The sequence below is a fragment of the Armatimonadia bacterium genome, from assembly GCA_039679385.1.
Classification (GTDB): Bacteria; Armatimonadota; Zipacnadia; order Zipacnadales; family JABUFB01; genus JAJFTQ01.
Map to the genome: position 1 here is coordinate 51,445 of JBDKVB010000017.1, position 12,806 is coordinate 64,250.

At 64.4% G+C, this 12,806-nt stretch carries 13 protein-coding genes; 11 read left to right on the top strand and 2 right to left on the bottom strand.

Annotation, left to right across the window (positions count from 1 at the left end):
- Positions 1-31: 31 nt before the first annotated feature.
- From ilvN to ilvC, 4 genes are read left to right on the top strand one after another with little or no spacing between them, the layout of a single operon-like run.
- On the top strand, positions 32-517 hold the full coding sequence (gene ilvN, locus ABFE16_01700) for an acetolactate synthase small subunit (protein MEN6343983.1): 486 nt from the start codon (positions 32-34) through the stop codon (positions 515-517).
- Positions 518-542: 25 nt separating this feature from the next.
- Entirely contained in the window at positions 543-1,289 is a 747-nt protein-coding gene (locus tag ABFE16_01705) for a pentapeptide repeat-containing protein (GenBank protein MEN6343984.1), read from the top strand.
- A 26-nt stretch (positions 1,290-1,315) separates the two neighbouring features.
- A complete protein-coding gene (locus ABFE16_01710; GenBank protein ID MEN6343985.1) occupies positions 1,316-1,669 on the top strand; it encodes a hypothetical protein in 354 nt (117 codons plus the stop codon).
- Positions 1,670-1,719: 50 nt separating this feature from the next.
- Positions 1,720-2,718, top strand: coding sequence for a ketol-acid reductoisomerase (gene ilvC, locus ABFE16_01715; GenBank protein MEN6343986.1), 999 nt, complete (start codon positions 1,720-1,722; stop codon positions 2,716-2,718).
- A 96-nt stretch (positions 2,719-2,814) separates the two neighbouring features.
- On the opposite strand, the gene ABFE16_01720 is transcribed toward ilvC, so the two are convergent.
- Positions 2,815-3,192 (bottom strand): CBS domain-containing protein, encoded by a 378-nt coding sequence (locus tag ABFE16_01720; protein ID MEN6343987.1) that lies wholly within the window; start codon positions 3,190-3,192, stop codon positions 2,815-2,817.
- Positions 3,193-3,504: 312 nt separating this feature from the next.
- Between ABFE16_01720 and ABFE16_01725 the strand changes: the two genes are divergently transcribed.
- The 4 genes from ABFE16_01725 (at position 3,505) to ABFE16_01740 (ending at position 9,214) form a co-directional block, all read left to right on the top strand.
- Positions 3,505-4,623, top strand: a complete 1,119-nt coding sequence (locus tag ABFE16_01725; GenBank protein ID MEN6343988.1) for a M20/M25/M40 family metallo-hydrolase — start codon at positions 3,505-3,507, stop codon at positions 4,621-4,623.
- 107 nt (positions 4,624-4,730) lie between these two features.
- Positions 4,731-6,056, top strand: a complete 1,326-nt coding sequence (locus ABFE16_01730; protein ID MEN6343989.1) for a neutral/alkaline non-lysosomal ceramidase N-terminal domain-containing protein — start codon at positions 4,731-4,733, stop codon at positions 6,054-6,056.
- A gap of 48 nt (positions 6,057-6,104) precedes the next feature.
- On the top strand, positions 6,105-6,992 hold the full coding sequence (locus ABFE16_01735; GenBank protein ID MEN6343990.1) for a hypothetical protein: 888 nt from the start codon (positions 6,105-6,107) through the stop codon (positions 6,990-6,992).
- Between the two features lie 104 nt (positions 6,993-7,096).
- Positions 7,097-9,214: a glycosyltransferase family 39 protein gene (locus ABFE16_01740; protein MEN6343991.1), complete on the top strand. Its 2,118-nt coding sequence runs from the start codon at positions 7,097-7,099 to the stop codon at positions 9,212-9,214.
- Positions 9,215-9,226: 12 nt separating this feature from the next.
- Here the strand turns inward: ABFE16_01740 and ABFE16_01745 are convergent, their stop codons facing one another.
- The gene (locus ABFE16_01745) at positions 9,227-9,931 is read right to left on the bottom strand and encodes a response regulator transcription factor (protein ID MEN6343992.1); all 705 of its coding nucleotides are present in this window, start codon (positions 9,929-9,931) and stop codon (positions 9,227-9,229) included.
- 234 nt (positions 9,932-10,165) lie between these two features.
- Between ABFE16_01745 and ABFE16_01750 the strand changes: the two genes are divergently transcribed.
- From ABFE16_01750 to ABFE16_01760, 3 genes are read left to right on the top strand one after another with little or no spacing between them, the layout of a single operon-like run.
- Positions 10,166-11,320: a mechanosensitive ion channel family protein gene (locus tag ABFE16_01750; GenBank protein MEN6343993.1), complete on the top strand. Its 1,155-nt coding sequence runs from the start codon at positions 10,166-10,168 to the stop codon at positions 11,318-11,320.
- A complete protein-coding gene (locus ABFE16_01755; protein MEN6343994.1) occupies positions 11,313-12,335 on the top strand; it encodes a hypothetical protein in 1,023 nt (340 codons plus the stop codon). The genes ABFE16_01750 and ABFE16_01755 overlap by 8 nt, the downstream gene beginning before the upstream one ends.
- Positions 12,335-12,799: a YraN family protein gene (locus tag ABFE16_01760; GenBank protein MEN6343995.1), complete on the top strand. Its 465-nt coding sequence runs from the start codon at positions 12,335-12,337 to the stop codon at positions 12,797-12,799. The genes ABFE16_01755 and ABFE16_01760 overlap by 1 nt, the downstream gene beginning before the upstream one ends.
- The last annotated feature ends 7 nt before the right edge of the window (positions 12,800-12,806 follow it).

Genomic DNA, 12,806 nt, shown 5'->3' on the forward strand with positions numbered 1-12,806 from the left:
CCTCACCAACTTTGACGGGAGGCAAGCTGGTATGAAACACACCATCTCAGCCAGGGTCGAGAACAAGCCGGGCGTGTTGGCGCGGATGTCCGGGCTGTTCGCTCGCCGTGGCTTCAACATCGACAGCCTGGCCGTCAGTACCACCGAGGACCCGGGCGTGTCTCGCATGACGATCACGGTCACCGGCGACGAGTTCACGCTGGAGCAGATCTGCAACCAACTGGTCAAGCTAGTGGACGTAATCGAGGTCGTTGACCACACCAACGACGCCTACGTGGACCGCGAACTGTGCTTGTGCAAGGTCTGCTGCGACGCCCAGACTCGCCACGACATCATCGACCTGTGCAACATCTTCCGCGCGGACGTGGTCGATGTCGGCAACGAGACCCTGATCCTGCAGATCACCGGCGACGAGGACAAGATTGACGCCTTCGTTCGCACGATGGAGCAGTTCGGTGTCCGTGAGATGGTCCGCACGGGCAAGATTCTCCTGGTCCGAGGAGTGCAGCGAACCTAGGGTAGTCGACCGGAGGTGTTCGGCCATGGCTCCCGGCGTCGTCCGCTTCTGTGTTGTGTTGTTGTGTTGTCTGGTGACCGTCAGCTCATGGGCGCAGCTCGGTTACCAGGACCGTCGCGAGGACATGCTGGTACGGGTCGACTTCAGCCGGTCGCAGGTGAAGGACTGTCTGCTCACGGGTGCCACCTTCACCTCAACGAACCTGCGGGAGGCCGGCTTCGAGCGCAGCGACCTCAGCTCGGCGAAGCTGCGGAACTGCAAACTCGACGGCGTCAGCCTCACAGAGGTGGCCGGTGACGGTCTCCAGGCCCAGCGGCTGACGCTGACCAGGCCGAAGCTCAGTAGCAGCTCTCTCACGGCGCTGGAGTGGGACTCAGGGACCTTGAGCGGACGGCTGCAGAGCATTGAAATCACGGGGCTGAAGTTGTATCGTTGCGAGAGCCGCGATCTGCTCCTTGACCACCTGACCTGCCGCGACCTGGTGGCCACGGGATTGGATATCGACGGGCTGCGCGCCTCGGACTGCGAGCTCTCCGACGTGCAACTCAGCAACGTACAGATGGCCGGTTCACGCTGGTCGCGAGTCGAAGCGCAGCGCTCGCGCCTCGAGGACGTGGAGCTGCAGGACAGCCGACTCGAGGACTGCGACCTGTCCTATGTCCGGGCCGAAGGCTGCGACCTAAGTCATGCGCGGTTCGACAGGTGCGACCTCCGGGGCCTGGTCATCAACGGCTACGACATCGAGGAGCTGATCCGTCGGGCCGGAAGGTAGCCCAACGGACAGCCGAGGTCAGTCACATGGGCGACATGCAGGAACTCATCACGATCGAGGGCTTCGGCCGCACACTGGGCATCCTGTGTGTGCTCTGGTCCGTGGTGAGCCTGGTCCTCGCTGCGATTGCAGCCGCGAGAGGTCAGCGCCGGGGTCTGTGCAAGGGGCTGATCTGGGCACTGCTCGGGCCCCTGACCTGGGGGCTTTGGAAGTACTATGGCTGGATGGTGCGCGTGGTTCCTGAGACGGGCTACGTGGGCCTGCACCGGACCTCGGTGTTCGCCATCAACCTGCTGGTGTTCCTGGTTGTCGGGGCAGGAGTGGGGTATGTGTTGGGAAGGCTCTACCACCGTTCGCCTGCGGCGAACGAAGACTCGTAACACACTCAGACGCAACTGGTGTCACTCACCGATACAGGGAGGAATAGACAATGGCCGCAAAGATGTTCTATGACGACGATGCTGACCTGTCACTGCTTGATGGGAAAAAGGTAGCCATCATTGGCTACGGTATCCAGGGCCGGGCGCAGTCCATGTGCCTGCGGGACAGCGGCGTAGACGTCATCATTGCAGAGCTCAAGGGCACGCCGAACTACGAGCAGGCTGTCGCCGACGGCTGGGACATTCAGGACACCGAGAGCGCTGCCAAGGCCGCCGACATGATCCAGGTTCTCACCCAGGATCACCTGCAGGCCATGGTATTCAAGAACTTCATCCAGCCGAACCTGTCCGAGGGCAACGCACTGATCTTCTCGCACGGGTTCAACATCCGCTACGGCGGCATCGTCCCGCCGGCCTTCGTCGACGTGTTCATGATCGCCCCGAAGGGCCCGGGCGCACTGGTCCGCGAGTGCTACGTCAACGACACCGGCGTCCCCTCCCTCGTCGCAGTGGAGCAGGACTTCACCGGCAAGGCTCTGGACTATGCCCTGGCCTACGCCAAGGCTCTCAAGGCCACTAAGGCCGGCGTCATCCAGACCACCTTCACCGAAGAGACCGAGACTGACCTCTTCGGCGAGCAGGCCGTGCTGTGCGGCGGCGTCTCCGAGCTCATCACCGCCGGCTTCGACACTCTCGTTGCCGCGGGCTACCAGCCGGAGATCGCGTACTTCGAGGTCTGCCACGAGCTCAAGCTCATCATGGACCTCATCTACAACTACGGCATCCAGGGCATGCGCGAGCGCGTGTCCGACACCGCCGCCTACGGCGACATCAGCCGTGGCAAGCGGATCGTCACCGACGCAACCCGTGCCGAGATGGCCAAGATGCTGCGCGAGATCCAGGACGGCTCCTTCGCCAAGGAGTGGACGCTGGAGAACATGACCGGCCGCACGGTCTACAACAGCCTCCTCAAGGAGGGCGAGAAGTCGCAGATCGAGGAAGTCGGTTCCCGCCTGCGCGCCATGATGCCCTTCCTGAAGAAGGGTTAGTCAGTCCAACCACGAGGCACCAAAAGGCCGAGGGCACAGTCGCCCTCGGCCTTTTTCGTTCTTGCCTCTCGAACGGTGCGGCGGCTGTCTTCTGCCCTAATCGAGCATCGCCTTGATGACGTCCGTGCGGCTGACCACACCAGCCAGGCTGCCGTCCTCCTTGAGGATAAGGGCGCGCTTGATCTTCTTCCCGGCGAGGAGCTCAGCCGCGTCCTTGATACTCGACTCGGGGCAGATGGTGATGGGATCGGCGGTCATCACCGACTTGACAGAGGCCGTCTTGCGAGCCTGCAGCACGTCCGCTTCGCTGATCACGCCAACGACCTTCCCGGCGTCGTCGACTACCGGCAGACCGCTTACCTTCTTGGCAACCATCAACGCCATTGCGTCGCCAACCTTCTCCTTCGGGCTGCAGGTGACCAGCTTAGCCCCCTTCGTCATGATGTCCTTGACGGCTTTCTTCGCTGCTGCCATCCGACTTCACCTTCCTCCTTCGGATTATGCAGTGCGGATGAACCGCCCCGTGCGCCGGACACAGGACGGACCTGCACCGCCCGGCTTCCCAATGGATGACGACGGATGATAGCAGTTGAGGCACAAGGATGGCCGGCGCTCTACTGCTGCCTCAACTAGTGTGTTCGCCTCCTGATTCGAATCACCTGCAACAAAGTGCTAACGTGTCTGCCCTCTGACTCGCGCCAAGGTCTCCGAGCATCTTGCGGCGAAATGCCTCTAGCTTGTTGCACGGTTTTCGCCCTTGCGTCAGTGTCCCAGAGGAGTGATCGCATGATCAGCCGCCAGGCGATGGTCGACGAGTTCTGTGAGCTGGTCCAGATCGACAGCTTGTCCGGTAAAGAGGGACGGGTGGCCGAGGTCCTCGCGAGGAAGCTGACCGACCTTGGCCTGTCGGTGCACTTCGACAACGCTCACGAGGCCATCAAGGGCGAGGTAGGTAACCTGATTGCCTATCTCCCCGCCACCGACGCGAGCCTGCCCACTCTCATGCTGCAGTCGCACATGGATACCGTGGCCCCGGGTGAGGGCATCCAGCCTCTCGTCAGCGACACCTATGTCACCAGCGGCAGCGACACGATTCTGGGTGCAGACGCCAAGTCTGGTATCACCGTCATCCTGCACGCCCTGCGTGAAGTGATCGCCGCGGGTGTCCCGCACGGTGAGCTGCAGGTCGTGTTCTGCATCTCTGAGGAGACAGGCCTGCTCGGGGCCTACCACCTCGACTACACGAAGGTGAACCCGAAGTACTGCTTCGTCTTCGACGGTGGCAGGCAGCCGGGGATCATGACCACCTGCGCACCCTCGGCCTTCAAGATGACGTACCGCCTCAAGGGCCTCGCGTCGCACGCCGGTGTGCACCCCGAGCGTGGCATCAGCGCCATCCAGGCGGCCGCCCAGGCCATCGCGCGGATGAAGCTCGGACGCATCGACTTCGAGACGACCGCCAACATCGGCGTCATCCAGGGCGGAACCGCGCGCAACATCATCCCCGATTCCTGCACGCTTCTCGCCGAGGCCCGCAGCCACGACGAGAACAAGCTCCAGCGCCAGATGGACCACATGGCGATGTGCCTGCGGCACGCTGCTCTCGAGAGCGGAGCAGAGCTGCTCGAACCCGAGGTCCTCGCTTCCTATCGGCGGTTCTTCCTGCCCGATGACGCGGAGATTGTGCAGATCGCCTGGCGCGCTGCCGAGGCTCTCGGCTATGAGCCCAGGACTGAGGTCGGCGGCGGAGGAAGCGACGCCAACGTGTTCAACGAACGCGGCATCCCGGCGCTCATCTGTCCGACTGGTGGAGAGGGCGCTCACACTTTGCAGGAACGTCTCGACATCGACGCCTTCGTCGGCTGCGCCCGGTTTCTGGTGCAGATCATCAGCACAGCCCGGTAGTCGCTGCTCGGCGGCCTTCGCTGCAGTAGCTAACCCTTGTCGCGCTGGACAGTCTTGCCGCAGCGCACCGTGCAGCCGGAGGTCACTTTCCCCAGGGAGGGACTCTCATGTCTCCGCTCCAGGCCGGTATTGCGACCGTCGACATCACCCCCTACATTGGGATCTGGCTGGCCGGTTTCGCCGGCCGCAAGAAACCCAGCCAGGGAGTTCATGACCCGTTGCGCAGTCGCGCTCTCGTCCTCGAGGATGGCGAGAAGCGGCTGTGCCTGATCACCAACGACATGCTCAGCATCAACTACGAGACCGCGGATGAGATCAAGGCCGCGATCCAGGCGGAGTGCGACCTGCCACCTGAGTGCGTGATGATCAACCACAGCCACACGCATTCCGGTCCCACTGCTCGCAAGGGGGTCTCGGCGGTCGGTCACAAGCCCGACGACTGCTACATGGAAGTCTACGTGCGCAAGATCGTGAGCGCTGTGACGCTGGCGCTCCAGAACCTCCAGCCTGCGCGTCTGGGCTATGCTCGCACGCCTGTCCAGATCGGCATCAACCGGCGAGAGCGGACGGCAGAGGGCGGCACCCGGATCGGACGCAACCCGGACCTTCCCGTGGCGCCCTACGTCGATGTCTACCGCATCGACTCGGAGTCCGGGGCTCCCCGGGCGGTCCTGTTCACCCACGCGTGCCACGCCGTAACCCGTGCAGCCGACAACTACTTCATCTCCGCCGACTACCCGGGGCAGGCGCAGGCAGTGGTCGAGACCGTGTTCCCCGGTGCGCAGGCGCTCTTCGCCCAGGGATGCGCGGGGAACATCAACTCCGAGCCCGTCGGGGGTAGCTTCGAGGACGTGTGGCGATTGGGTACCATCCTCGGCGGCGCCGTAGTCCAGGCAGCCGCCACCTGCAGACCAGAGGCCGAAGTGAAGCTGGGTTCGGTGCTGCGGTCGGTGCAGGTGCCGCTGCAGGATCCTCCGTCGCTTGAGGAGGCCCAGGCGCAGCATGAGGCGGCCGAGGCACGCCTCCGCGCCATCGAGCAGGAGGGCGACCCGACACAGATCCGCATCCAACAGGGGACCGTGAATTGGACCGGTCGCGTTCTCAAACTTGCCGAAGATGGTGCTAAGAACCTCGGAATGCGTTATGATATACAGGCCTTCGCCCTCAATGACGCCGTGATCGTCGGGCTCGCCGGGGAGGTCTTCGTCGAGTACCAACTGAACATCGCCAAGGCCTCGCCCTTCGACTTCACCAGCGTCCTGGGCGTGACCAACGGTTGCCCCGCCTACCTTCCCACGGCCGCAGAGATGCCCTTTGGCGGGTATGAAGTCCAGGACTCGATGCGCTTCTACGGCACCACCCAGTTGGCGCCCGCCTGTGAGCAGACGATCCTGGACGCCGCTGCGGGAGTGCTGCAGGAGCTCAAGAGCTAGGCACGGCCACCACAGCGGAGTGCACCGAAGGCTTCAGGAGAGAGCATAGTGATCAACCCCTTCAAACTGCCGGGACGCTTCCTGCGGGGAAACCTGCACTTGCATACGACGGTCTCTGATGGCGATCTGGCGCCACAGCAGGCTGTTGACCTGTACCGTGAACATGGCTACGACTTCCTGGCCATCACCGATCATGGGCGGCTGGTTCCGCCGAGCTCCCTCCGCGCCGAAGGTATCACCTTGCTGCCGGGCATGGAGCTCCACCCGGGACAGGGCGAACTCGGTCAGGCTCACCATGTGGTCGCCATCGGCATGGAGACGCCCATCGAGGTGCCCCAGACGCAGTCGCTGCAGACCGGGCTGGCCCACATCGTTTCCCGCTGCCGCTTCGCCTTCATTGCCCATCCCTACTGGACCTCGGTCACCTATCGTGACCTGCTGGGCATGGGTGGGCACATCGGCATCGAGGTGTTCAACTACACCTGCGAGGTGGGGATCGGTCGCGGAACCAGCGATGAGACCTGGGATGCGCTTCTCGCGCGGGGCGAGCGCTGCCTGGGCTTTGCCGTCGACGATGCCCACATGCATTACCCGGACGCCCTCGGCGGCTGGATCATGCTCAAGTCGGCCAACACCGAGGCGGAGTCGATCATCAGCGCGATCATGTCCGGCGCCTTCTACGCCAGCAGTGGCCCGTCGATCGAAGACGTGACCTTCCACGACGGGCACGTGACGGTACGCTGCTCGCCCTGTCAGTCCGTGCATGTGATCTGTCCGCAGCCGGGTGCAGGGACGAACTCGCGCCGTTCGGGACCAACCGCTACACCGATCACCGAAGTCACCCTGCCGGTCTCCGAAAAGTGGACCACGGTCCGAATCGAGTGTGTGGACCTGCAGGGACGCAGGGCCTGGTCGAACCCCTTTTGGTTTGACTGATCCACGCGGAAACATGTGGTAACCGGCTGCACAGGCCTCGGCCTTCAGTCGACGGGAAGGCCGGACCTCCCGCGTGAGGAGCGGGGCGTCACCAGGAGCAGAGTGTGCACGACGACGAACCGGGAGGCCCACGGCGGGCTTCGTACAACTGGACGCTTGGGGTCCTGGTGGCCTACCTGGTGCTCGCAGCTATCTTGCGGTGCTTCGGTCTGACCTGGGGATTTCCGTACTCGGCGTCTTCGGAGGAGTGTCTGGCGCTGGAGGCTGCCCGGCACCTCGGTGCCGGTCCTGGCGGCCTGGATGGCTCCTTCTCGGCCTTCGGGACCCTTCCTCTCTATCTGACCTTGCTGGGCGCAGGTGTTGTGCGTGTCCTGGGGAGCCTCGGCGGTCACGTCTGGGCTGAGGGCGAGGACCTGCTCCTTGCCGGCCGCGGGCTGTCGGCTGTGGCGGACCTGATCTGCGTCTACCTGGTATTTCTGATCGGTCGAAGGGGAGGCCGTCAGGTCGCACTCTGGGGTGCCGCCCTGTACGCCGTGGCCCTGATTGGCGTGCGTGCCTCGCACTTCGCCGCACCGGCGGCGGTCGCCACCTGTGTGTTGGTCCTCTATGTGTACGCCATACTCAGGCTCGCGGAGTACCCCTCGCCTCGAGCCTATGCGCTGACCGGCCTGGCTCTGGGAGCGGTTGCTGCGACCAGACTGGTGATGGTGCCCGTCGCGGTTCTGGGGCTGGTTGTCCTCGCTTTGCAGATCCGTGAAGCCTCCCACCACGGTGGGGACCCGCGTCCCTTCCGCATGGCCGCTGCTGCACGCTGGATTCGTGGCGGCCTCGCCGCCTTCGTGGTCCTCTGTCTGCTTCCCGTGTCGGTCTGGGAGGTAGGTAGGCGCGGCTTCAAGACCCAGATGAGCAGCGCCCTCGTTGATACGGTTGACTCCTCGCGCATCGACGCCCACAGTCCTGAGTTCTGGGCCTCGCAGGTCGACTCCGTGTACAACGGCATCGCGCTTGTGCTGATGGCGGTCGCAGTCGTCGGCCTGCTCAGCGCCCTCGGAGTCTTGCTGTGGATCTCGCATGAGCGAGGTCCGCGCACTTGCTATGAGGCTTTTGTCCGCCTGCGCAACCTCGGCCTCCACCTCGGCGTCGCGGCAGGAGTGTTCCTGGTCCTGACACCGGCGGCGGCTCTGCATCCCCTCGGTTACTGGGCGCCGGCGGGTCCCGGCCGCTTCACCTGGAACCTGCTCGTCGCTCTGGGGGCCTTGCGGCCCTGGCCAGTTGCCACGCTGCACTTCGCCCACACCTGGCCGGTTGTGTACCAGCTCCTCCACGTATGGCCCTACGCCTTCGGAGTCCCACTCGCCCTTCTCTTGCTGGGGGCGTTGGTCTGGGGTCTTGTGGCATTGCTTCGGGGCACGGCCGGCTCCCTGTGGCCTGTCGCTCTTGGCGCGCTGCTGGTGACCGGCGCCGGTAGTCTGCTATCGGTGAAGACCGTCAGCTACCTGTCGCCGGCAGCTCCTCTGCTGTGCGTACTGGCGGGCGCCATGATCGCGAGCTGGTACCGGGGTGCCTCGGGACTCAAGGCCTGGGGAGTATCGCTGTCGGCCGGCCTGGTGGTGCTGCTCTCGCTGGCCTGGACCGTGGGCTACCTGGGGATCTATCGCGTGCCGGACAACCGACTCGCGGCCATCGAGTGGCTCGCCAGTCACGCCCGGCCCGGGGAGCTGGTTCTGGTAGAGCGGGATGAGGCCTGGAGTCCCGATCTTCTCGCCGCCCTCAAGGACAGGGGCCCTTACCGGGTTGAGCGCTATGAGCCCCTGGCTGTCATGCAGGACCGCCCTGAGGGTTGGAACGAGGATGATGTCCGCGCCAAGAGGGCCTACCTGCAGTCGCGGCTGTCAGAGGCTGACTGGCTTGTTCTGACCGACACCAACCGCTCACGCATGGCCACTCTCAAGCGCCAGTTTCCGGTCATCAATGACTTCTACGAGGGGCTACGGCAGAAAAGGACACCCTTCACAGAAGCTGCTGCCTTCGCGGCTGGACCTTCGCTTCTGGGGTTGACGCTGGAGGATTCGGGCGCCGAACTGAGCTTTCGCATGGCCGACCATCCGACCGTGCGGCTGTATCGCCGTACAGCGCCCGCACCCCAGGCCATGCCCGCGGCGAGTCAGCAAAAAAGGCCGAACCCCGTCACCAAGGACAGGGCTCGGCCCAGATCGAGCTAATCGACCGACAGGTTAGTCGCTGATCTCGAACTTGTAGCCAACACCCCAGACAGTGGCCAGACTCCAGGGCAGATCGCGACCCTCTTCGAGCTTCTTCCGCAGTCGCTTGACGTGGGTGTCCACAGTGCGCAGGTCCCCGCCGGGCGTATTGTAGCCCCAGACTTCCTCCACGATCTCCTCGCGGGTGAACACGCGGCGCGGCTGTGAGGACAGGTGGAACAGCAGGTCGAACTCTTTCGGAGTGAGGTGAACTTCCTCGCCCTCCAGGCGGACGGAACGCGTCGGAAGGTCGATCTCCAAAGACGGGTAGACCATGTGCTTCTTCTGGGCTGCCGCCTTCTCAGTGATAACGGTGCGGCGCAGCATGGCGCGCACACGAGCTACCAACTCGCGCGGACCAAAGGGCTTGACCACATAGTCGTCAGCACCCAGTTCGAGACCGACGACCTTGTCAACCTCTTCCTGGCGAGCAGTCAGCATGATGACCGGAATCTCGTGCCGCGCGCGAATTCGCCGGCACACCTCAAGGCCGTCGATGCCGGGCATAATCAGGTCGAGCAGCACCAGGTCGGGCTGTGCCGTCTCCAGCAGTTCGAGCCCCTTCTCCCCATCCGTAGCCTCAACAACCTGATAGCCCTCGTTCCGAAGCACGGTCGTGACCAGCACGCGATCCTGCTCCTCGTCCTCAATAACCAGGATCTTGTCCTTCTCCACCAACTCGGATCATCCTTTCCAGACTACTCGCTGACAACGCCTCGTTCACAACCGGAATCGGCGGTGTTTAGGTATTGTGAACACCATACCACACTTCACATCCGCCTGCAACCAGAAACATGCGCCACAGCCGCGAGTCGCTTACATCCCTCCTGTCGCGTTCTGCGGACGGCGATAGACTAAGATGAAGGTCCCTGTTGTGCCCGTTAGGAAAACCAGAGCCGCTCGGCGAGAGGGATGCGACCCTTCGGGGAGGAAGAGGACCTCGTACCGCTGCAGCGTGGCGCAGCAGTCTTCCGGGAGGTGCTGGTGGCCTTGCCTCGTCGCATCGCACGTAACCTGACAGCCCTGATCCTGCTTTCTGCACCGGCGGTCGTTTGCGCGCAACAGCCGAAAGCGCCGCCGACCAACGCCGCACCGGTGGACTCCTCACCGACGCAAGCGGCCCTGGGAGCGCTGGTTACCCCGCAGACCCTGGCTGAGCGGATCGGCACCCTCGTGCTGATTCTCCTCGTCTCCTATGTGTGTTACCGCGTCATCCTCGGGAGCCTGCGCAAGGCCATGAAGGCCGCCCAGGCCCGAGCCGAGAACCTGACCGGTGCTGCTCGGCAGCGGCAGCAGCGCGCCGTGACTCTCATCGCCCTCCTTAGTAACATCGTGCGCTGGACAATCACCTTCCTGGCACTCATCTGGGCCCTGGCAGCACTCGGGATCAACCTGGTACCCGTGCTGACCGGCGTGGGCTTTCTGGGCGCCGCCATCGCTTTCGGCTCGCAAGCCCTGGTGCGGGACATCGTCAGCGGCTTCTTCATGCTTCTGGAGGGCCAGTACACCGTTGGCGACTACGTGGAGCTCAACGGCAAGTTCGGCATGGTGCAGACGGTCGGACTGCGCACCACGGTGCTGCGGGACACCCGAAACCAGATTCACCACATCCCCAACGGTTCCATCACAGTCTGCACCGTCTACGAGCAGCACTCCGTCAGCTACGTGCTTCACGTGCCCCTGCCGGATGCCGCCGATGCCGAGGCAGCCATGCAGGCCCTCGAGGCCGCCGGCGAGGTCGCCCGGCAGCAGCTTCCCGAGTACCTGCTTGCCGCGGGGCCAGCACGGATCGCGCCCGGCGCAGACACCTTCGCCGAAGTCGTGCTGCCCTTCTCGGTTTTCCCAACCCAGGAGTGGGTGGCGACGACCGAGCTACCCGCTCGGGCCAAGGCGGCACTCACCCGAGCCGGGATCACGCTCCCCGAAGGCAGCACTCCCTACGCTCAGCCCGATCTGTCTGATATGCCCGTCCCGCCGATGGAGGAACTCCGGGTCGAAGGCAAGGGCACGGAAACGCCTGGGCCGGACTCGGAGGAAGACCAGGCCACGGGGGATGAACATGCCTAGCGTCCTCAGCCAGAGGCTGCGCCGGGATCTGGGCATGACCGTTGCGGTCTGGTTCGCCCCGGATACAGCGCCGGAGACCGCCCTGGGATTCCTGCGCCAAACCCTCGACGATGCGGAGCTCTTCGTGGACCCGCAGAACGTGGTGCTGGTCGTGGACGGGTGTCCGGGGGCTGTGGATCCGGTTCTGAGGGCGGCCGAGGAGATGCAGGAGCGGTGCGGGAGCTCCCCGCGAGTCGACGTACAGGAGCAGAACCTCGGGCAAGGTGGCGCGGTGGCTCGCGGGCTCGAGGTGCTTCTGGACACCACTGAGGCCCAGTATCTTTGTACGCGAGACGTAGACGGTGACCACGACCTCTACGATCTTCCGCAACTGGCACGCCGGTTGGAGCAACTGCGGGACAGCGAAGGCCAGGAGGGGGTCTTCGTGGTTGGCAGTCGTGCAGATCGTCATCGGCCGATGGGGTATGCTCGCGGAGAGCTGGAGGAGTTGCTCAATGAGGTGACGGTGCAGACGCTCACAGCCCTTGGCTCGCCGCCTGACCTGAGGCACTGCCGGCTGTACGAAGGCTACGCCGACTTCCAGAGCGGGTACAAGGTCTACACGCGCCAGACCGCGCAAGAGGCGGCTCAGGCCCTGCGCGTGGCGGACGCAACAGAGCCCTCAGAGGAAGTGCTGCGCTGGGGCGTGCAGTTCATCAGCACCGTCGAGCTTCTGCGGCAAGGCGCGGTGCCGGCGTCCGTCAACCGCCTCACCTACGACCAGCAGCCTCAGACCACCTTCGAGGGCCATGACGACCTTCCACGAGCCTTCGGACGGCAACTGGCCTGGCTGTTCCGCCATCTCCAGGTCCGCCCGGAACTCGCCTGGCCGATCCTGGACACCGCCCTTGCCGGGACACTTCTCGCCACCGTCCCTGGCGGATCAGAGACGCTCCTGAACCTGCGCGAATACGTGGCGCAGCACACCTGGAGGCAGTCCGCTCCCCGACCCTGGCCGAGGGGCATGATGTTCTGATGTCGGCACAGTCTGTTCTGGGGAACCTGCGCCGGTGGCTGCAGGGGATTCTGACCGTGCCGGAGATCCCGCTGGCAACGGGAGAGAGTCGCCGCCGAGCCCCAGAGGTGCCGCGCTCACACCTTGGCACAGGGGCCGAGGAGGCTGCCCTGCGTCACCTGAGGGCGAAGGGTCTGCGCCTCATGTGCAGGAATCGCGCCAACGTCTGCGGCGAGCTTGACCTGGTGATGGAGCAGGGAGAGACGGTGGTGATCGTCGAGGTCCGGGCCAGGACGGTCGGCTCGGCGGTCTCCAGCCATGATGCGGTCGGCCCGCAGAAGCTGGCGAAGGTCAGACGGACGGCCGAGCTGTTCCTGCGCCAGCACAGACTTGAGAAGCGCAAGGTGCGGCTGGATGTCGTCGCGGTGGAGATGAGCCACCAGGGTACAGTCACCAGCCTGGAACACTTCGAAGCCGTGGCCTGAAGCCGGA

What these genes read in the sequence shown, in the direction of transcription:
- ilvN (MEN6343983.1), top strand. Translation starts at nt 32, where the DNA reads ATGAAACACACCATCTCAGCCAGGGTCGAGAACAAGCCGGGCGTGTTG.
- ABFE16_01705 (MEN6343984.1), top strand. Translation starts at nt 543, where the DNA reads ATGGCTCCCGGCGTCGTCCGCTTCTGTGTTGTGTTGTTGTGTTGTCTG.
- ABFE16_01710 (MEN6343985.1), top strand. Translation starts at nt 1,316, where the DNA reads ATGGGCGACATGCAGGAACTCATCACGATCGAGGGCTTCGGCCGCACA.
- ilvC (MEN6343986.1), top strand. Translation starts at nt 1,720, where the DNA reads ATGGCCGCAAAGATGTTCTATGACGACGATGCTGACCTGTCACTGCTT.
- ABFE16_01720 (MEN6343987.1), bottom strand. Translation starts at nt 3,192, where the DNA reads ATGGCAGCAGCGAAGAAAGCCGTCAAGGACATCATGACGAAGGGGGCT.
- ABFE16_01725 (MEN6343988.1), top strand. Translation starts at nt 3,505, where the DNA reads ATGATCAGCCGCCAGGCGATGGTCGACGAGTTCTGTGAGCTGGTCCAG.
- ABFE16_01730 (MEN6343989.1), top strand. Translation starts at nt 4,731, where the DNA reads ATGTCTCCGCTCCAGGCCGGTATTGCGACCGTCGACATCACCCCCTAC.
- ABFE16_01750 (MEN6343993.1), top strand. Translation starts at nt 10,166, where the DNA reads ATGCGACCCTTCGGGGAGGAAGAGGACCTCGTACCGCTGCAGCGTGGC.
- ABFE16_01755 (MEN6343994.1), top strand. Translation starts at nt 11,313, where the DNA reads ATGCCTAGCGTCCTCAGCCAGAGGCTGCGCCGGGATCTGGGCATGACC.
- ABFE16_01760 (MEN6343995.1), top strand. Translation starts at nt 12,335, where the DNA reads ATGTCGGCACAGTCTGTTCTGGGGAACCTGCGCCGGTGGCTGCAGGGG.